The 20814-nt window shown below is 41.6% G+C and carries 18 protein-coding genes; 11 read left to right on the forward strand and 7 right to left on the reverse strand.

Annotation, left to right across the window (positions count from 1 at the left end; translation table 11 throughout):
• Nucleotides 1-74 precede the first annotated feature (74 nt).
• A complete protein-coding gene (locus CWB72_RS00685) occupies nucleotides 75-1328 on the reverse strand; it encodes a malic enzyme-like NAD(P)-binding protein (protein WP_058031144.1) in 1254 nt (417 codons plus the stop codon).
• A 405-nt stretch (nucleotides 1329-1733) separates the two neighbouring features.
• On the opposite strand from CWB72_RS00685, the gene CWB72_RS20990 reads away from it, so the two are divergent.
• A complete protein-coding gene (locus tag CWB72_RS20990; protein ID WP_289508432.1) occupies nucleotides 1734-1868 on the forward strand; it encodes a hypothetical protein in 135 nt (44 codons plus the stop codon).
• 57 nt (nucleotides 1869-1925) lie between these two features.
• Here CWB72_RS20990 and rpmE read toward each other — a convergent pair whose 3' ends face one another.
• The gene (gene rpmE, locus CWB72_RS00690) at nucleotides 1926-2141 is read right to left on the reverse strand and encodes a 50S ribosomal protein L31 (protein ID WP_058031145.1); all 216 of its coding nucleotides are present in this window, start codon (nucleotides 2139-2141) and stop codon (nucleotides 1926-1928) included.
• A gap of 254 nt (nucleotides 2142-2395) precedes the next feature.
• Here rpmE and priA point away from each other — a divergent pair, with 254 nt between their 5' ends.
• From priA to CWB72_RS00715, 5 genes are all read left to right on the forward strand, one after another.
• A complete protein-coding gene (priA, locus tag CWB72_RS00695; RefSeq protein ID WP_138628496.1) occupies nucleotides 2396-4567 on the forward strand; it encodes a primosomal protein N' in 2172 nt (723 codons plus the stop codon).
• Between the two features lie 7 nt (nucleotides 4568-4574).
• On the forward strand, nucleotides 4575-5108 hold the full coding sequence (locus CWB72_RS00700; RefSeq protein ID WP_130254175.1) for an SPOR domain-containing protein: 534 nt from the start codon (nucleotides 4575-4577) through the stop codon (nucleotides 5106-5108).
• A gap of 84 nt (nucleotides 5109-5192) precedes the next feature.
• Nucleotides 5193-5711, forward strand: a complete 519-nt coding sequence (gene hslV / locus CWB72_RS00705) for an ATP-dependent protease subunit HslV (protein ID WP_130254176.1) — start codon at nucleotides 5193-5195, stop codon at nucleotides 5709-5711.
• A gap of 9 nt (nucleotides 5712-5720) precedes the next feature.
• Nucleotides 5721-7049 carry an HslU--HslV peptidase ATPase subunit gene (gene hslU, locus CWB72_RS00710; RefSeq protein ID WP_130254177.1) on the forward strand — a complete coding sequence of 443 codons (1329 nt, stop codon included), beginning with the start codon at nucleotides 5721-5723 and terminating at the stop codon, nucleotides 7047-7049.
• 87 nt (nucleotides 7050-7136) lie between these two features.
• Nucleotides 7137-7520: a gamma-butyrobetaine hydroxylase-like domain-containing protein gene (locus CWB72_RS00715; RefSeq protein ID WP_130254178.1), complete on the forward strand. Its 384-nt coding sequence runs from the start codon at nucleotides 7137-7139 to the stop codon at nucleotides 7518-7520.
• A gap of 114 nt (nucleotides 7521-7634) precedes the next feature.
• Here CWB72_RS00715 and CWB72_RS00720 read toward each other — a convergent pair whose 3' ends face one another.
• Nucleotides 7635-9491: a methyl-accepting chemotaxis protein gene (locus CWB72_RS00720; RefSeq protein ID WP_138628498.1), complete on the reverse strand. Its 1857-nt coding sequence runs from the start codon at nucleotides 9489-9491 to the stop codon at nucleotides 7635-7637.
• A gap of 130 nt (nucleotides 9492-9621) precedes the next feature.
• Entirely contained in the window at nucleotides 9622-10641 is a 1020-nt protein-coding gene (locus tag CWB72_RS00725) for a glycosyltransferase family protein (RefSeq protein ID WP_138628500.1), read from the reverse strand.
• A 261-nt stretch (nucleotides 10642-10902) separates the two neighbouring features.
• Between CWB72_RS00725 and rraA the strand changes: the two genes are divergently transcribed.
• Both rraA and CWB72_RS00735 read left to right on the forward strand, forming a co-directional pair.
• On the forward strand, nucleotides 10903-11415 hold the full coding sequence (gene rraA, locus CWB72_RS00730; protein ID WP_138628502.1) for a ribonuclease E activity regulator RraA: 513 nt from the start codon (nucleotides 10903-10905) through the stop codon (nucleotides 11413-11415).
• Complete coding sequence (locus tag CWB72_RS00735; RefSeq protein ID WP_138628504.1) at nucleotides 11412-12464, forward strand: formimidoylglutamase; 1053 nt, start codon at nucleotides 11412-11414, stop codon at nucleotides 12462-12464. Before rraA ends, CWB72_RS00735 begins: the two co-directional genes overlap by 4 nt.
• A 10-nt stretch (nucleotides 12465-12474) precedes the next feature.
• Here CWB72_RS00735 and CWB72_RS00740 read toward each other — a convergent pair whose 3' ends face one another.
• Entirely contained in the window at nucleotides 12475-14250 is a 1776-nt protein-coding gene (locus CWB72_RS00740; RefSeq protein WP_252371462.1) for a GGDEF domain-containing phosphodiesterase, read from the reverse strand.
• A 31-nt stretch (nucleotides 14251-14281) separates the two neighbouring features.
• Nucleotides 14282-15505, reverse strand: coding sequence for an imidazolonepropionase (hutI, locus tag CWB72_RS00745; protein ID WP_138628506.1), 1224 nt, complete (start codon nucleotides 15503-15505; stop codon nucleotides 14282-14284).
• Nucleotides 15506-15615: 110 nt separating this feature from the next.
• On the opposite strand from hutI, the gene hutC reads away from it, so the two are divergent.
• Nucleotides 15616-16335: a histidine utilization repressor gene (gene hutC / locus CWB72_RS00750; protein WP_138628508.1), complete on the forward strand. Its 720-nt coding sequence runs from the start codon at nucleotides 15616-15618 to the stop codon at nucleotides 16333-16335.
• A gap of 7 nt (nucleotides 16336-16342) precedes the next feature.
• Here the strand turns inward: hutC and CWB72_RS00755 are convergent, their stop codons facing one another.
• A complete protein-coding gene (locus CWB72_RS00755) occupies nucleotides 16343-17113 on the reverse strand; it encodes an NADP-binding protein (protein WP_436409838.1) in 771 nt (256 codons plus the stop codon).
• A gap of 125 nt (nucleotides 17114-17238) precedes the next feature.
• On the opposite strand from CWB72_RS00755, the gene CWB72_RS00760 reads away from it, so the two are divergent.
• On the forward strand, nucleotides 17239-19269 hold the full coding sequence (locus tag CWB72_RS00760; RefSeq protein ID WP_138628513.1) for a methyl-accepting chemotaxis protein: 2031 nt from the start codon (nucleotides 17239-17241) through the stop codon (nucleotides 19267-19269).
• Nucleotides 19270-19376: 107 nt separating this feature from the next.
• Nucleotides 19377-20747, forward strand: a complete 1371-nt coding sequence (hemN, locus tag CWB72_RS00765) for an oxygen-independent coproporphyrinogen III oxidase (RefSeq protein WP_138628515.1) — start codon at nucleotides 19377-19379, stop codon at nucleotides 20745-20747.
• The last annotated feature ends 67 nt before the right edge of the window (nucleotides 20748-20814 follow it).

The raw sequence follows: 20814 nt of genomic DNA on the forward strand, positions 1-20814 counted from the left end.
TTTTTGTTATTACAAAGAAAACATAAAAAACCTCGCCATTGCGAGGTTTTTCATTAATTCAATCTTGCCTAAGATTAAGATTCAAATTGTGCCATGTAGTTTTCTGGTAAATCGATTTGTGCAACGCCAGAATCAATCGCTGCTTGTGCCACAGCTTTAGCTATGCGAGGCAATAAACGCGGATCCATTGGCTTAGGAATAATATACTCAGCACCAAACTCTAGCGACTCAACATCGGCTGCTTTAAGCACTTGCTCAGGCACTGGCTCTTTCGCAATGCCACGGATGGCTTCTACGGCTGCGATCTTCATTTCATCGTTAATCGCTGTTGCACGCACATCAAGTGCACCACGGAAGATAAACGGGAAACATAAAACGTTGTTAACCTGGTTAGGGTAATCTGAACGACCTGTCGCCATAATTAAATCGTTACGTGCACCATGTGCAACTTCTGGATTAATTTCAGGGTCAGGGTTTGAACAAGCAAATACTACTGGCTTGTCTGCCATAAGCTTTAGGTCTTCTGGAGAAAGTAAATCAGGGCCAGATACACCCACAAACACATCTGCTTCTGCAATAACGTCTTGAAGCGTACGCTTATCAGTGTTGTTAGCAAATAGCTTTTTATATTCGTTTAAGTCATCACGACGCGTATGGATAACGCCTTTACGGTCTAGCATGTAAATGTGCTCACGCTGTGCACCACATTTAATCAGCAGTTCCATACATGCGATTGCTGCAGCACCTGCACCTAAACATACAATGATAGCGTCGTGGATGTCTTTACCTTGTACTTCAAGTGCATTCAACATACCCGCAGCAGTTACAATCGCTGTACCATGCTGGTCGTCGTGGAATACAGGAATATCACAACGTTCTATGAGCGCTTTTTCAATCTCAAAACACTCTGGTGCTTTAATATCTTCAAGGTTGATACCACCAAAAGTGTCTGCAATATTCGCAACCGTGTTAATAAAGTCTTCTGTAGTGCGGTGCTTTACTTCAATGTCGATTGAATCTAAGCCCGCAAAACGTTTGAATAGTAGCGCTTTACCTTCCATGACTGGTTTAGAAGCAAGTGGGCCTAAGTTACCTAAACCTAAAATTGCAGTGCCATTACTGATCACCGCAACCATATTGCCTTTACCTGTATATCGGTAAGCATTAGCAGGATCTGCAGCAATTTCTCGAACCGGCTCAGCCACACCTGGGCTGTAGGCCAACGCAAGATCTTTAACTGTTTCGGCTGGTTTAGTTAATTCAACACTGATTTTACCTGGAACGGGATGAGCGTGGTAATGTAAAGCTTGTTCACGAAAGTCTGACATGACGCGATTTTTTCCTGCAAAGAAGTTAAAAGTGAGAGTGAAATAATTCGCAATAACTAAAAGATACTCGCTTTCTAGATATATTCAAGCAATTTCAGGTCTATCCACTTTTTAGCGAAATTTATCTGCAAGATGCCGTAATTTTGCAGATTTTATGAAACATTCTTTTAGCTTTTTTGACATTTCACTGACCTAAAAAAGGGTCAATACGTTTAATAAACCAGCAATTTATACGACTAAAAATGTCACCATACTAAACATAGAAAGAAAACCCAACTTAGCTACATTTACTGCATTTTAGACTCTTTTAAATACATTTAGATAACTTTAACTCTAAAAAAAACCAGTTAAAGCAACCATATCTTTGAGAAAGCTAAAGTCAATCTCGATAAAAAGTGCAAAGTTATGCATTTAGTTATTACGCCATTTTCTACGGCTGTGCTACGAAAAGGGTTTGATGTATCAGAAATAATTTTGCAGAAGAACGATCAGATAAGCAATGCTAAGCAAGCTGGAAATAATGAATATTCAGAAGATTAATGAGATTCAGACATAAAAAAAGCACCCAAATGGGTGCCTTTCTCAAACAAGCGATGCTTATTTCTTGCTGCTAAGAGCACCGAAACGCTTGTTGAAGCGATCAACACGACCACCTGTATCAAGGATCTTCTGCTTACCAGTGTAGAACGGGTGACATGCAGAACATACGTCTAGGTGAATGTCTTTACATAGTGTTGAACGAGTTTCGAATTTGTTACCACATGAACAAGTTGCTGTGATTGACTCGTACTTAGGGTGGATACCTTCTTTCATAGTAAACCTCTAGGTTAGGCCGTATCGCTCTCCAAACCCGAAGTTTGGCACCATACGTAGTTATATTCAAATTAGTGGACGCGTATTCTATTGAAGTAGTCCGAGATCTACAAGCAATAATTGCACAAAAAGTAAATAAATTCGGCGTTCATTGCACCCAATCCATTGAACAGCAATTTACCTCGCGTTTTTCACTGGGATTTCAAGGTCTGCTTTAGTACATTATAACCATCTACTGCCATGTTCGAATATTCATGCTATTTGTTGAAGTTGCCCTAAAAGTCCCACTACATAGAACCTTTGATTATAAAATCGACCCGAATATCACAGTTCAAAAAGGCTGTCGTGTATGGGTGACTTTTGCCAATAGAAAATTGGTCGCCATGGTCGTTGACATCAAGACTCAGTCAGATGTGCCCGATAATAAAATCAAAGCCATTACCTCTGTCATTGATGAGCGCCCTATTATCAGTGATGCTTATCTTACCTTTTTGAAATTTACAGCACGTTATTATTGCCACTCGCTAGGCGAAACCATTTTTACTGCGCTACCCGCATCTTTGCGTCAAGGTGAACACCCAGATAAAACCCAAGTGCCCGATTACACTCTCACTGAGGAAGGAAAGGCATCTCCCAAGCTTCGCGCTAAAAAGCAATTAGCATTGATTGAGCATTTAAAAGGCTCGGGCGTAACGAGCCTCACTGAGTTAAAAGCATTAGGGTTTACAACACAACAAATTAAACCGCTCAAAGAGAAAGGCTTAATCACAGAAGCCATTAACCACTGTGAAGCTTGGTCGTCAGACACACTTGAGATTGCAAGCAAACCGCGCCTCAATGAAGAGCAAGCTGCCATTTGTGCTGCCGTTAATCAACAAGCAGGGTATCGCTCTTTCTTAATTGAAGGGATCACGGGCAGTGGAAAAACTGAAGTTTATTTACAATGTTTAGAGAAAATACTTAATGCTGGTAAACAGGCCTTGGTTTTAGTACCAGAAATTGGCCTGACGCCACAAACTGTCAACCGCTTCAGGCGCCGCTTCCCAAATACTCCCATTGATTTATGGCATTCAAATTTAACCGATAATGAGCGTTTACACACTTGGCGGCGCGCTGAGCAAGGTAGTAGCGCGCTAGTTATCGCAACTCGCTCAGGGATTTTCTTACCTTTAAAAAGCTTAGGCATGGTCGTGGTAGATGAAGAACATGACGGGTCTTTCAAGCAGCAAGATGGACTGCGTTATCACGCTCGAGACTTGGCTGTTTTCCGCTGTGCGACACAGCAAATACCGCTTTTATTAGGCACTGCAACCCCTGCACTAGAAACCCTACACAATGCACTCAGTGACAAATATCAATTAGTGTCGCTGACTAAACGTGCGCAAACCAAAGTAGATAACGCCTACTTGTTGGTTGATATGAAAGGCCAGCCGCATCAAAATGGTTTTGCACCAACCACTTTACAACATATTGAACGTACGCTTGCACGTGGTAAGCAAGTCATGGTGTTTTTAAACCGACGGGGTTATGCGCCAACTTTAATGTGTCATGAGTGTGGCTGGCTCAGCGAGTGTCACCGCTGTAGTGCCAGTGCCACCTACCATAAAGGCATGTCACGCTTAGTATGCCATCACTGTGGTGAGCAAAGCTATGTGCCACCCCAGTGTGTTGACTGTGGCAGTACCAATATTTTGCCAGTGGGTTTGGGCACTGAACAAGTTGAACAGTTTTTAGAATTGCAATTTCCCGACACGCCACTGAGCCGTATAGATCGAGATTCAACCCGCCGTAAAGGCGCACTCGAAGAAGCCCTCAATGAAATTAATGAAGGTGGCGCACGTATTCTGGTTGGTACTCAAATGCTGGCGAAAGGTCACCACTTTGCCGATGTCAGCCTAGTGGTTATCTTAGATGTCGACAGTGGTTTATACAGTAGTGACTTTAGAGCTACAGAACATATGGCTCAATTAATAACTCAAGTTGCTGGACGCGCTGGGCGCAGTGGCGAACCCGGCACGGTATTATTACAGACTCATTATTGCGAACACCCGCTGTTACAAGATCTAGTCAATAATGGCTACGGCGACTTTGCCCGTTATGCACTCAAAGAGCGTGAAGAAGTTGCCTTACCACCATTTTCTTTCTTAGCTTTAATACGCGCCGAAGCTAACAATGCCAAATTAGTCATCGACTTTTTATCGGATCTGGTTCCTGCAAGCCCATTCTCTGGTATACAATTGCTCGGACCAATTCCCGCGCCGATGGAGCGCGTGGCAGGAAAATATCGATATCAATTACATATTCAAGCGCAGGACCGTGCAATTCTTCATAGTTATTTAACTCAGTTATTGGCTTATGTAGATAAACACCCCTTAGCAAACCGACTGCGCTGGAGTATAGACATAGATCCTATGGATACTTATTAAGTAACTTATGGCACAACACGACTTTATAAATAAAAAGCCAAAAGGCAGAAATACCAAAAAAGCGGCGCCTAGCCCAAAACCCGTCTCAAAATTGCTTATCTTGCTGGCCTTACTGCTCGTTGGCGGTTTTGCATATAGTCTTTGGTATATCACACAAAATGCCGATCCTAAAAAAGTAGAAGAAGCCGCCAAACCAATTGCCAAAAAAGAACAACCAGTGGTGAAACCTAAGCCTAAAGATCCTGACTTTATTCAAGAAATTAAAGACGCAGAAATCAAAGTCGAGATTAAAGAAATCAAAAAACGCGGTCCATACCAGATGCAGTGTGGTTCATTCAGAAAACACGAAGACGCAGAGAGCATGAAAGCACAAATTGCTTTTGTTGGCCTAGTTGCTGAAATCCGCAGAACCGAAGGGTCAAATGGTGTCTGGTTTAGAGTACGTCTAGGCCCTTATGAAAATAAGCGACAAGCGGAAAGCGATAAAAATAAGCTCAAGCGTATCAACATCGTAAGCTGTGGAATTTGGGGCTGGACTTGATTTCTCACTAACAGCCCATATACCTACAGCAATCTAAGATATTTAAGTAAGACAAGTGTGAGTTAACGCACAGTAAGGAATTTTATGACTACTATCGTAAGCGTGCGTCGTGACGACAAAGTTGTTATCGGCGGCGATGGTCAAGTGTCACTTGGCAATACAGTAATGAAAGGTAATGCCAAAAAAGTACGCCGTCTTTATAACGGTAAAGTATTAGCGGGTTTTGCCGGTGGTACTGCAGATGCATTTACATTATTTGAGCGCTTTGAAAGCAAACTAGAAATGCACCAAGGCCATTTAACCAAAGCAGCTGTGGAAATGGCGAAAGACTGGCGTAGCGACCGCGCGCTTCGTAAACTAGAAGCCCTGTTGGCAGTTGCTGATGAAACCGCTTCATTGATCATCACAGGTAACGGTGACGTAGTGCAACCAGAGCATGATTTAATCGCCATTGGTAGTGGTGGTAACTTTGCACAATCTGCTGCAACTGCACTGTTAGAGAATACAGAGCTAAGTGCACGTGAAATTGTAGAAAAAAGCCTAAAAATTGCTGGCGATATTTGCGTATTCACTAATAATTTCCAAACCATCGAAGAACTATAGAGGATTGCCATGACTGCGATGACCCCAAGAGAGATCGTGCACGAGTTAGATCAGCACATTATCGGTCAAGATAAAGCCAAAAAAGCCGTGGCAATTGCACTTCGTAACCGCTGGCGTCGTATGCAACTTAACGATGATTTACGCTCTGAAGTTACACCAAAGAATATTCTAATGATCGGCCCAACAGGTGTCGGTAAAACGGAGATTGCACGCCGTTTAGCAAAACTTGCAAATGCGCCTTTCCTGAAAGTTGAAGCAACTAAATTCACAGAAGTGGGCTATGTAGGTAAAGAAGTTGAAACTATCATCCGTGATCTTGTTGACATCTCAATCAAAATGACGCGTGAGCAACAAGCGAAAAAGCACCAACACCGTGCTGAAGAAGCCGCTGAGGAGCGCATTCTTGATGCGCTACTTCCACCTGCGAAAGACGCCTGGGGCGAAGCTCAGCCTGCAGAAAATAGCAGCACACGCCAAGTATTCCGTAAGAAATTACGTGAAGGTCAGCTAGACGACAAAGAAATTGACATTGATGTTGCTGAAGTTGCACCTCAAGTTGAGATCATGGCACCACCAGGTATGGAAGAAATGACCAACCAACTACAAGGTCTATTCCAAAACATGAGTGGCGACAAACGCAAGAGCCGTAAGCTGAAAATCAAAGATGCGTTCAAGCTTCTTGTTGAAGAAGAAGCCGCTAAAATGGTGAATCAAGAAGAGCTGAAAGAACAAGCTATTTTTGCCGTAGAGCAAAATGGCATTGTGTTCATTGATGAAATCGACAAAATCTGTAAGCGTGGTGAAGCACAAGGTCCAGACGTGAGTCGCGAAGGTGTTCAACGTGACTTACTGCCTCTAATAGAAGGTTCAACGGTCAGCACGAAACATGGCATGGTTAAAACTGACCACATTCTTTTCATAGCCTCTGGTGCATTCCAAATGGCAAAGCCGTCAGACTTAATCCCTGAGTTACAAGGCCGTCTACCTATTCGTGTAGAACTTGAAGCTCTATCTGCAGCTGACTTCAAGCGCATTCTTACTGAACCACATGCGTCGCTTACTGAACAACAACAAGCACTACTTGGCACTGAGCAAGTGACTATCGACTTCACAGATGATGCGCTCACTAAGATTGCAGAAGCAGCATGGCAAGTAAACGAGAAAACAGAAAACATCGGTGCACGCCGCCTTCACACTGTGATGGAAAAGCTAATGGAAGAAATCTCTTTTGATGCTTCTGAGAAGACAGGCACAACGCTTTCTATCGATGCAAGCTATGTTGAGCAGCATTTAGATATGCTGGTACAAGATGAAGACTTAAGCCGCTTTATTCTTTAAATTTAGTAAAGATTATGCGCTACTATTAAGCGGGGCCTGTGCCCCGCTTTTTGTAAGATATAAATAAAATACTCATTGAGAACAGTCATGTATATTGTCAATAAACTTCACTACCATACTGTATCTAAAGCGCTCGACATTTATTTCGATGATGAGAAAGTATTCACGTTAAGCTGTGAGTATTTAAGAACTCACTCTCCTTCTGCTGAAGTGCAAGGACATGGCAATCAGTCTAAAGATCCACTGAACTTGGTGTTAAATAAGCAAGATGTAGCCATCAAAAAACTTGAGCCCGTTGGACATTATGCTGTGAGACTTATTTTTGATGATGGCCATGACTCCGGGCTGTATAGCTGGCAGTACTTACGTGCACTATCAGAAGAACAGACTGAACGTTGGCAAAGATACCAAGCAAGAATTGAAGACTATCACGCCAATCAAGATCGTATTCCAATCAAGTTCACGCCCTAGCCTAGAGCGCTAAAACATAAATATAAAAAAACGCAGCAAACGCTGCGTTTTTAGTGCTCATTAACAAGCTAGTGGCATTACTAAATAACGGTACTTTTTTAATATCGATGCTAATTAATAACGGTATTTAGCAACCGCCTCATGTAGTACTTTAGCTTGCTCTGAAACCTCTTCACTACTTTGAGCATTACTCTGTGCATGCTCAGATGCAACTTGAGCAATATCACGAATGCGAACTACGTTCTTATTCACCTCAGAAGCAACTTGGTTCTGTTCATCAATAGCTGTTGCGATGTGCGTGCTCATTTCCATAATGGTTTGTACATCTGCCGTAATAGAGCTTAGTAACTCACCCGCTTTTTCGGCCTGCGAAACACTTTCACTTCCTTGGGTGCGACACTGTTGCATGATGCTCACAACGGACTGCGTTCGCTCTTGAAGCGTTGAGATGATACTTTCAATTTCTTGTGTCGAATCTTGCGTTCGCTGAGCTAAAGAGCGAACCTCATCAGCAACCACAGCAAAACCTCGGCCCTGCTCACCCGCACGCGCAGCTTCAATTGCCGCATTTAACGCGAGTAAATTTGTTTGCTCTGCAATACCACGAATAACGTCTAATACCGAACCAATTGTTTCAGCATCACGCTCAAGTTGCGAAACAACATCTGATGCACCACCTAATGAATCAGATAACGCCATAATACGCTGAATTGTCGCGTCGACTTCAACTCGACCCTGTTGCGCATTACCATTGGTTGACTCCGCTTTATTTGCAGCAGCTTCAGTGTTGTGCGAAATATCTTGAATCGTTGCCTGCATCTCAGTTGCAGCAGTGGCCACCATATCCGCTTCATGCAACTGCTCATGCATACCCGCACTGGTTTGTGCTGTGGTTTCACTTAAATGATGCGTCGCTTCATTAATCGTGCCTAAAGCTGTATTTACCTCAGAGATCAGAATCTTAAAGTCACCTATCAAGCTATTAAAGTCTTCTGTCATCGTTGTAATTTCATCATTACCCGTCGACTCAATTTTAATCGCTAAATTGTTTTCACGGCGAATTCGTTCAATGGTTTGATATACTCGCTCCACAGGCCCAATAATTGAACGACTGGTAGAAAGTACTAAAATCATTACGATAATCGCTGCTACTACAAATATACCTATGGCAACCGCTTGCGTTGCTCTAGCATTGCCTTCGATAGCTTGCTTTGTTTGTAGTACAATATTTTCAACGGTTGCATCACCTTGCTTAACCACAGTAACCATTTCACCTAGCGCGCCGCTGTCTAGATTCAATCCTAGTTCAACCTGAGCGTCCACAAGATTTGTAAACTTGTTTTTATACTCTAAAAGCAATGGAGCTAATCCATAAGGCTGTAGTTTGGGATAAAGTTGATCGTAAGTTTTGTTAAATTTACCTAGATACTTGGTATCTAAACGCAGCATAAAGTCTTTTTCAGCTCGTCTTAATTGCAACATCAAACTGAGCAGTTCATAGCTATTTTGATTTTTCAATTCCGTTTCAACTTCATGAACTGCAGCTCTTAAAGCGCCATATAAGGCATCTTTTGGATGAAGGCCGATCCTCTTTTGTAGACTAACGACTTGTTCAAACTTTCCTTTGTAGTCTCGGCTCAAACCTCTAAATTTATTAAGTTCACCTTGATCGATAGATAGATCTTCTAACAGAGTACTCAATAAATCTATTTTAGTAATTAATTGCTGATATTCTTTATCAAATTGACTAAGCGCGTCCGTGTCCTTATAAAATAGAAAATTCTTCTCGTACTTGCGCATTGATAACTCATGAATTTCAAGCTCTTCAGCGTACTGAATAGATTCATTAAGCTTTAGCATTGTGCGAGCTTCAAAGATAATCACCGCTAGCATTACCAGCATTGCAACACCAACAACAATTGCATTAAGCTGTAAACGCCTTTTGATGGTTAAATTTTCTAATAAGGCCATACTCTTACCTAAGGTTGTAATACATACAACTAGTATAGACCAAGGCTGAGAAATAGGCCTTTAATATCTAACAAAAAAGCAATAAAAAAGTGCCAGTTTGCTCAATAATAAACCGTTTATTTTATTGGAACTATCCAACTTTCAAAGTTTTCCATGCAGAATCGTGTAGTGAATTAATTTCATGCCACTTCTCAGCTTTAATCCATTCAACTAAAAAACATGGATCTGATGAAAAATCAACCGTTTGTTGCGCGTCACTCTCTAAGAAATCTTCAACCGCATTGGCATTTAAATAATGCATTTGCTTAGCCCAACCTAGCTTTATTAACAAACTTGCATCAATAGTTTGGGATAATTCATCTTCTAAAGGTTTAATTAATATGCTTTTCCCCATTTTTAAGGCAGCATTAAGGACCTCAAATTGAGCATGTGCAATCACACCTTTACAACTTTTCATATCTTGCACAAGCTGTGAGTAATCATCTTCCCTAAAATGAATGTTCCCAACAGATTTATTTTTGCAGCTAGAATGAAAACAATAAAACTCAGTGTTAGGAAAGCTCTCCAATAGCCTTTCGATTGCACTCAACGATTCATTCGGAAGGTAAACAACCACTTTATTTTTGATACATGTAGTATGATAACTCGGTACTATGGGCGGCAAAATATTCTCAGCAAAAGGGATCCAATGAAACCCTAAGCGATAGTCTGCAGGTATCATCCATTGCTGCCAAATACGTGTTAAGTTTGCACCTTCAAATGGTAACTGGTGGTGATTGACTGCCACATGGTGACCTAAAGCCATGACAGGAATACCGCTTAGCTTAGCTGACCAAGCAACAATAGATTCATTATCCGTAATCACTAAATCATAGTTGGCTAGCTTGAAATGTGCCCGGTTTGAAAATATATCAGACACTTTTTGCCTAAACGTTTTAGTAAAACGCATCGGTTTATGCCTAATTAAGCAACTACCAGCTTGCAGTTGCTCGATCTGTTCAATGAGTATTTTGCTAGCTGGCTTGGACAAACAGTCACCAGCTAAAATTACGTCCGTGTCGACTTGGTGTGCCTTAAAGCATTTAATCAATAACTGTGCCTGTTGCAATTGTGCATAATCGATAACTTTCGCTGCATATAGAACTTTCAATGCCTTTCACCTTATTCATTCCATGTAACTGCCTGCACCTAGAAGTTGTTTTACTGGATACAGGTGTACAAAATAAACGCCCATTAATTAAACTCTAGTCGCAAAAAATAACAGCGAGGTGAACTTTTTAAGACACTATTATTGAATTTCTTGGATGTTTGATTAACCGCACAAAGTGCCTGCTTTTACAGCAATTTTGCCATTGCTATGACTAGGCAGGAGAGTATACTGAAACAAATACATACTCTCTGGAGAACTCATATGGACTACAGCACATCAGATCTATGCGATCACTTTGCAGACTCAATTGATGTACTTGAACCCATGTTCATTAACTTTGGTGGTCACTCAGCATTCTGTGGCCGTATCGTCACAGTAAAATGTTTTGAAAATAGCGAACTTATTCAAAACATGTTGGAACAGGACGGTACGGGCAAAATCTTACTCATAGATGGCGGCGGTTCTACTCGCAGAGCGCTTATTGATGTTGAATTGGCTGAACTTGGGGCTGAAAACCACTGGCAAGGCATCGTTGTCTATGGTGCTGTTAGACATGTAGATGAACTAGAAGAGTGTGAATTAGGTATTCAAGCCATCGCTTCTATCCCTGTTGCAGCGGATTCTCAAGGCAGCGGTGAACAAGGTGTACCTGTTAACTTTGCTGGCGTTTCATTTTATGAAGATGACTATTTATATGCCGACAGTACTGGCATTATCATCTCAGGTGAAGAGCTAATACTTGAAGATGTTCTTGAAGAAGCAGACGACGCATGAGTGAATGGTTAGTTCGATACAGTGAAGCTGATATTAATCACTTCACGACAAGTAGAGCCAATGAAACACGTTTTTGGCAATCAATTTCTTTTCTCGATCAATCAGCACCTTTAGCAACGGCTTTAAAAGATGCCGCCGAGTTTGGTATCCGCTATGTACTTGTTGGCATCAATGAAGACATAGGCCCAAGAGCCAACTGTGGCCGAGGTGGCGCAACACAAGGTTGGCAAGCTTTTCTAAAACGCTTTTTAAACTTACCGAGTAATGAATTTCTTGACCCTAAATCGGTGCTATTACTCGGTGAGGTGCAGTGCAGTGATTTACAATCTCAAAGCCAAAAGTTAGATAATTCTATAGCTGATGATTTAACCCATCTTAGAAACCTTTGTAGTGAGTTAGACGAGCGTGTAACTGAAGTCTTAAAACCTATATTTGACTCAGGCTTAGAAGCCATTGTTATTGGTGGCGGTCACAATAATTGTTACCCAATTTTAAAAGCCTTAAGTACCAGTGAAGCTAAACCTTGTAATGCCATAAACTTTGACCCGCACGCGGATTTTAGAGCCATTGAAGGACGTCATAGCGGTAATGGTTTTAACTATGCCTATCAAGATGGTTACTTAAATGATTACCATGTTGTTGGTATGCATGAACAAAAGAATAATCAAACCATTATTAGTGCTTTAACTCATGCAGGCTTTACTTATACCACCTATCAAACTTTGCAGGTCATGCGTAGCAGAACGCTCACCTCTGACTGTCAACATGCTTTGGCTCGTTTCAAAACGGTTAACCCTTTAGGTATTGAACTTGATGTTGATGCCATAAGTGGCATGCCAGTAAGCGCATTTACTAATTGTGGTTTTTCAGTCAGTGATGCTGAACACTTTGTATATTTAGGTGCGACACACAGTGCAAGTAAATATTTACATTTGTGTGAAGCCGCGCCAGAAACACACCCTACAGGATTGCAACAAGGCATTACTGAAGCCGGTCAGGTTTTAAGTGGGTTAGTTTGTAGTTATTTATTAGGTAAACAGCAAGCATAAGCTTTGCTGTTTAGTCGACTAAATGATGATGCTCTAGCTGGTACTGTTTTATCCAAGTCAGCATACCTACACTACTTAATGGGCGCTCAAAATAATACCCTTGTGCCGCAAAGGTATTTAAACTCTGAGCAAATTTGAGCTGCTCTTGATTCTCAACCCCTTCGCAGATCACAGCACAATCTAACTGGTGCTGCATATCCACCAACCCCCGTACAATACCACGTAACGCACCTTGGTGTTGATGGTCACGAGTTAACGATTGTCCGACCTTAACGTAATCGACTGTCAATTTAGGGAGTTTAGCTAATACTAATGGTGCTTCACCAAAACCATCTACACATAAGCGTACGCCTATACTGCGAAGACGAGCGATCATCGCAACGCCTTGAGGATCTAAAGACATAAATAGTGCTGATGGGCATTCTATAATTAAGTCTCCAGCTTCTAGATGATGCGTGAGTAATACATCATCTAAAAACTCTATAAATTCTTCATGCAGCATTTCTGGGCCAAAGACATTCACACTGAGTGCCATTTTAATCCCTTCCATTTTAAGCGCCATTGCAATTTCAGCCGCACGCTCAATCACATATTGCGCTACGGGCAAGGCTAAGCCAGCAATACGAATATCTTCGATGAACTTACCCGCAGCAAGTATGCCTTGCTTTGGATGCTGCCAGCGCAATAGTAGCTCCAAAAACTCAATACCATTATCGCTATGGCGGATAACGGGTTGAAAATATAACTCGAGCTGTTCTTTAAAATCATCATGTGTTAACTCGGCCAAACGCGCCTGCTGCTCTTGTTTGGCTGTTTGCATAGTATTATTGTATTCAGTAACCACCTTTTTAGGCTCTGAATCTAAAGCTAAAAATGCGTAAGTAATGGCATTATCAAAGTCACTCACTCTCTGTGCGCAATTAACAAAACTAGCACGAGCCTTAATCTCAATCGTGCAATTTGCAACATTAAAAGGCTTTAAGGTGCTTTGCACGATAGCGCCAATGACTTGCTCATGAAGGTGCTGTTGATTTACTAAAGAGCAAATAAAAACAAAATGAAGCCCACCTAAATGCGCAAGTTTTGCCGTTTCATTGCCATAATGAATGGAGAGAATATCAGGGCTGTTTAAATGCTGCTTAATGCGGTTTGCCGATTGCGCTAATAATAAATCTCCATATTCGCGACCTAGATGAAAATTTACTTGCTCAAACCCTTCAAGACGAATCATCACTAAAACTGTTGTCGAAGAGGTTTGCTCTGTCAACTTAGCATAAGCTTCTCTTAAGCTTGCTCTGTCAGGTAAACCTAAAATATCAGGTTTACGATTGGCTGCTTGTTCAACCTTCCTCGAAATTTCAGCGCTTTGTTGACTCACACTAAATACATATATTTGTGGAATATAAATTATTAACAGCGGCAGTAGCACTAACTGAATAGGCCAAAACCAAACAATGGCTGAGAATAGCAAGATAAGATAAACGGCTATCGCAGTGAAAGATGCCTGCAATAGTATTTTTGAGTTGGCTTTTAATGCGAGTAATAAATGAGTCAGAAAGATTAAAGATAGAGCATAGCTTGCCAAAATATTCGGTAACAATGCGCCAAATGCCACCAGCATAGTGACAACATGGACTGCTCTCACCGATTGCAAGTGCGTAAGAATAATTGCGGCAATACTGCCCATTAACACCAAACCACCTAAGAACGCGGTAAGTAGTGCCAGCTCCCCCTGTTGCAATCCATTGAATACAGGAAAGCTGGTCAATGCACCTTGTAAGGTCATTACCAACTTTCACCTATAAATTATATACTTCTTATTGAATCAGTTTACCTGAGATCCACAAATTTGATAGCTCATTTACACCAAATTGATAACTTAATTGCGCTGGTGTTGCAATATCCCATAGGGCTAAGTCAGCTCGCATCCCCACTTTAAGCATTCCTCGATCGGCTAACCCAAGCGCTTTGGCTGCATTAACTGTGACCCCTTTTAAAGTTTCTTCTGGTGTTAACCTGAATAAAGTACATCCCATATTCAACATTAGACGCAAAGAACAAAGCGGCGCAGTACCCGGGTTAAAATCACTGGCGATCGCCATAGGGACATTATATTGGCGAAGTAAGTCCATCGGTGGCATTTGTGTTTCTCTTAAGAAATAAAATGCACCGGGTAATAATACAGCAACCGTACCAGCAGCAGCCATCGCTTTTACTCCTGCTTCGTCTAGATATTCAATATGATCAGCTGATAAGCCTTTAAACTCAGCGACTAACTCAGTACCATGCTGATTCGACAGTTGTTCCGCATGACATTTAACCGCCAATCCCAGAGACTCTGCCTTTTCAAATACACGCTTGGTTTGATCATAACTAAAGCCTACATTTTCACAAAATACATCAACAGCTTGCGCTAAGTTTTTCTCAGCGACTTGCGGCAACATGACATCACAAACTAAGTCGATATACGCATCTGCATTATCTTTGTATTCAGGAGGTAAGGCATGTGCGCCCAAAAAGGTACTTTGAATATCGACTGGGTGGTTATCATTTAAGATTTTATTTACTTCAAGCAATTTGATTTCAGTCGCCAAATCGAGACCATATCCCGACTTACTCTCAACTGTCGTAACACCTTCGTTTAGTAAACTATTTAAACGGTTTTTACCCGCAACAAATAATGTTTCTTCGTCTGCTTCTCGAGTGGCACGTACGGTACTCGCAATACCACCACCTTGCTGTGCAATATATTGATAAGATACACCATTTAAACGTTGTTCAAACTCGCCAGCGCGGTTTCCCGCAAACAAAATATGCGTATGACAATCAATCAAACCCGGCGTTAACCATTGTCCCTTTGCGTTAATCACTGGTGTTGCGAGAACATCGAACTCAGGTAAGTCACTTTGCTTGCCAAGCCAAGCAATTTTATCGTCTTTGATTATTAACGCGCCTTGCTCAATAGCACCATAAGGAGCATCTACAATACTATCCATGGTTGCCAAGTTGACATCGGTGATCACTAAATCTGCTTCAAACATCACTGCCTCATTTGAGTTTGTTTAATTGCTATAAGCCTATCATGCAAACTTGTATATACAAGAAATCTGTGCCATTTTTAATGCATATACTCACTATTTAATTATCTAGTATGGCCAACGAACCTAAGTTTGTATTGATAAAACAGCATATCACCGACCAAATTAGTGCCGGCATTTGGAAAGAGGACCAACGCGTTCCCTCTGAAAATGAGCTTGCTGAGCAATTTAGTGTAAGCCGTATGACAGCTAGACGCGCTTTGAGTGAGTTGACTGACAGTGGTGTATTAACGCGGAGTCAAGGTCTAGGTACATTTGTAGCAAGCCTCAAATCACAGTCTTCTATATTGGAAATTAAAAATATCGCCGATGAAGTAAAAGAGAGAAATGGTGCGTACAGTGCTGAGGTCATAGCCCTAGAAGAAATCGAAGCCATGGCGCCTATCGCTATTGCACTCGGTGTTGATATAGACAGTAAAGTCTATCGCAGCGTGATTGTTCACCACGAAAATGGCCAAGCACTCCAGGCTGAAGAGCGCTTTGTCACCCCAGCACTTGCCCCTGATTATTTGGCACAAGATTTTACTATTATCACACCACATGAATACCTTTCGGCAGTGGCACCACTGACCGAAGCTAAACACACCATTGAAGCCATTATGCCAAACCAAGATGTTTGCCAGTGGCTTGGCTTATATAACGAAGAGCCTTGCTTACAAATGATCAGAAGAACATGGAGTGCTAATGGTATTGTCAGCTTTACTCGGCTCATTTCACCAGGAAGCAAATACCGCCTAGGCGGTCATCTCACCTTTAAGAAAAAGGCGAGATGACACACATTTAAATCTCAGCTTGATAGCTAAAACCTAAGGCTTCAATAGCCGAGCCATCAATCACCCTTGCACTGACAATGTCACTTGCAAATGAAGGGGGCTGTGTGCCTAACTTAGCGCACCTTTGCTGGTAATAATCTTGTCGAGTTGGATGGTTTGGGTAACAAATATTATAAATAGCATCAGCTTCTGCCCAGTTGAGTATTAACGTCTCAATGGCAGCAATGACATCGACTTGATGCACCATGTTTACAACCGCCGCACTGCTACTTTTTAGGGTTTTACCAGCAACAAATTGCCCAGGTTCTCGATTAGGCCCCACCAGTCCCGCCAAACGTAAAACCTTACCCTTGGCATCTAGCACTCTTTGTTCGGCTTCTAACAAAATCTTTTTACGCGTGGTTTCATTGTCTAACTCACCATTTTCGGTATAGGTGCCATCCTGCTCTGAATATACCCCCGTACTTGAACATAACAAAAACCCTTTGCACGCTAACTCATCAGAAAGCCTTAACGCAGACGATAAAGTTTCAAGATAATTGCTGTCTGCATGGCGTGCTCGTGGAGGAATAGCGCACACCCAATAGGCACCTTTTAAATCAACAGAGTGAATTAACTCGTCTTCTTGCAATGTAAACTGTCGAATGATTGCATCACTAGGATTTGGGCTTCGACTAGTACCCTGCACTCGCCAATTTATCTGTGTGGCTTTCTCGATTAATGCACTTCCCAGCCAACCTGCGCCCAAAACAACTAGCTTCATCTCATACCTCTGTATTAAATTAAAACCGCAAAGTACCCTTTTAGGTACAATATAACATCAATCTCATGTTAACTGTGGTCAAAGTCTTTCAGATATGCTTTGATTAAGAGTAGTGCGGTTACCAATAAAAAGAATATATCATGCTTAACAACTTATCCCTCAGGAGAAAAATACTCCTACTTATCGGTGGTACAATTTCAGTGCTACTTATTATTGCGTCTAGCTACTTCGTGAACCACCTTGCTACCATATCTCGTGATAGTGTGGAGCGTGAAGCGCAAAGTTATATATATGCTGAAAAGTTGTCGATGGAGTCCTTTTTTGCACAATATGGTGAGCTAGTTAATACGTTTGCCCAAAGTGCACATGTTGTGGACTTTTTCGAACAATATACAGAACGCGAAGCCGAGCTATCAACTCAACCAGGATATGATTTAGTAAACCGAGATTTTGATAGACTCACCACCAATAATGATAATGTTTTATCAACTTTCTTTGCATCTGCGATCACAGGTGAATATTTCAAAGAAAACGAACGAACTTCTCATTTTTCTGATGGTCGCCCTTACTTTGCTTACAAACGAGGATGGTGGCCAGAAGCGATGGCAATTGGCAAACTACATGTAAGCCCTGTTTCAGTCGATGCGAATACAGGCGACGTATCAGCTGTTATCAAACTACCTGTCTACAATTCATCGCGTAAGTTATTAGGTATTGCTGGTATCGATTTACAAATGGAACAAATCAACCAATTGGTTGAGCAGATCCGCTTCCAAGGCCAAGGTTACGGCTTCTTACTAGATAACAACTTAAACGTTGTTCATTTATCAAAGCAAACTGGTCACAAGCTATCTATTACTGATGAAGGTCCAAATGGGAAAGAGGGTCTAGACGGGCTAGAAAAGCAATTTTCAAATACCAGCGGTTTCCGTAAATTAAACTCTGAAATCAAAAACAATGAGTCGGGCACCTCTATCGTTACCTTTAAAGGTCAAGACTACTACGTGGTGTATAATAGCGTAAAACTAGATGAGCCATTACTCGACTGGCATGTAGGTGTTTTGATCCCTGTATCATTCATTGAAGAGCCTGTAAATGAAGCGGTAATGAGTACCGTGATCGCCTTCTTAGTCATTATTACTATTGTTGTCTTAATGATCTTATGGGCAACGCAAATGATCACCAAACCAATAGTATCATTGGCTGACACTATGAGAGACATTGCCTCTGGTGAAGGCGACTTAACGCGTCGCATAAACATCGAAAGCAACGATGAAGTCGGACAACTTGCATCACATATGAATACCTTCATTGAAAAGCTACGTGCCATGATGCAAACCACGGCGCAACAAGCATCTCAACTAGGTCATGCCTCTGAGCAATTAAGCTCTGTGTCTGCTAGTACCAATAGCGAAATACAACAAGAGAAAGAGCAAGTTGATAGCGTTAGCGCTGCTGTGACTGAAATGGCAGCAACCGTGACCGAAATATCACGAAATGCGCAAGAAGCCAGTCAAGCTGCTGAACAAGTTCAGAATATGACAAACGATGGTGCGACTCGTTCTAGCCAGGCTCAGACTGTTATGACTGAACTTGCAAACCACATCGGTGATGCGGCCAAGGTTGTAGCTGGACTTGAGAAAGAAACCACGAATATCGGTGCAGTGATTGATGTTATCAACGGTATTGCAGAGCAGACAAACCTTCTGGCACTGAACGCTGCTATTGAAGCAGCCCGTGCTGGTGAGCAAGGTAGAGGCTTTGCCGTGGTAGCAGACGAAGTACGCTCTCTGGCAAGTAGAACACAAGAGTCCACAGACGATATTCGTAATATGATCTCTCGCCTGCAACAAATTGCACAGCAAGCTTCAACTATGATGCAACAAGGTCAAGATCAAGCCGAAGGATCAGTATCACAAACACAAGAGGTACTCGATTCACTACAAGAAATTGCCAGCTCTGTAGCAACGGTACAAGACCAAAGTCACCAGATCGCCACCGCAACTGAACAACAAACAATTGTGGCTGAAGACATTAACACGAGTTTAAATGCGATTAATGACTTAGTTAACAGTACAGCTAATCATGCCCATACCTTAGCTGATGAAGCGCATGAACTAAATGGTTTAGCCAAATCACTCAATGGCACAGTAAATCAGTTTAAACTTTAACTGTTCTTGGCAGGGCATCATTTATGCCCTGCTTTGCTGCAGATCAAAACCCACTTTCACTTCTCGTCATACACTGCACGCTCTAATCTAATAGATGAGTGCGTATCGTGATTAATTTACCAACATGGGATGAATCCCTAATCAAAAAATATAATGTATCTGGACCAAGATATACCTCTTATCCAACTGCGTTATCTTTAGAAAGCGGTTATAAACAGGCTGATTTACATACCGCTGTGAAGCAGTCAAACAACCAAGCATTATCGCTCTATATTCATATCCCATTTTGTCATCAGCTTTGTTACTACTGTGGTTGCAACAAAATTGTGACGCGTCATCAGTCAAAAGCTGACGTCTATTTAGATCATCTAGAAAAAGAAGTGCAAGCGCAGTCAGCTGTGTTTGCGCATTACCGTGTTGAGCAATTGCATTTAGGTGGCGGTACGCCAACGTTTTTAACTGCCGAGCAAATGACACGACTGATCAATATTGTAGAAGCACACTTCAACTTCACTAAAAACGCACTGCGCGGCATTGAAATCGACCCGCGCTCTATTGCTGACGACATGTTAATTACTTTAAAAAACTTGGGCTTTAACCGTGTTTCATTCGGTATTCAAGATTTCAATGATGAAGTACAAGCTGCGGTAAACCGCCCGCAATGTGTCGAAGAAGTTTTAGCTTTAGTTAAGCAGGCAAGAGAATTAGGTTTTAAATCAATTAATACGGATATGATTTATGGCTTGCCTCACCAAACACCAGACAGCTTTAAAGAAAGTATAGAGCAATTAATCGCTTTGAGCCCTGACAGAGTTTCAGTATTCAACTACGCCCATTTACCAGATAGATTTGCCGCGCAGCGAAAACTAAAAGAAGCGGACATGCCAAGTCCGCAGCAAAAGCTTGAGATCTTCAAAAATACACTACAGCAAATGACTGAGGCAGGTTATCAGTTTATCGGTATGGACCACTTTGCGAAAAAAGACGACGAGCTTGCGGTTGCACAAAGAGATGGTGAACTTCATCGCAACTTCCAAGGCTATACCACACATGGTAATTACGACTTGTTAGGCTTAGGGGTTTCGTCTATTTCACAAATTGGTAATGCGATTTTGCAAAACCAAAAAGAGCTCAAAGCCTATTTCTCAGACATTAACGAAATTAGCTGTGCAACTCACAAAGGGATGTGTCTGAATAATGATGATGAGCTCAGAGCCGATGTTATCAAACAACTAATTTGTCATTTCGAATTAGACATTAAGGCGATTGAGACTAAATATCATATCGACTTTAACGATTACTTTAGTGAAGCCCTAGAAGCACTCAAACCACTTGCAGAAGATGAGCTCGTGACATTGTCAGCGCAACGCATTGAGGTCACAAGTAAAGGCAACTTATTCATTCGTATTATCTGTATGTGCTTTGATGCGTATTTACAGCAGCAGATTAAAAATACACGATTCTCTCGCGTTATTTAATCACTGAATAATTAAAAAAAACCTAAGAGAATAGCAACAAAAAAGGATGGCAAACGCCATCCTTTTT

Origin of the sequence: Pseudoalteromonas phenolica (assembly GCF_005886345.1) — a bacterium.
Lineage (GTDB): Bacteria > Pseudomonadota > Gammaproteobacteria > Enterobacterales > Alteromonadaceae > Pseudoalteromonas > Pseudoalteromonas phenolica_A.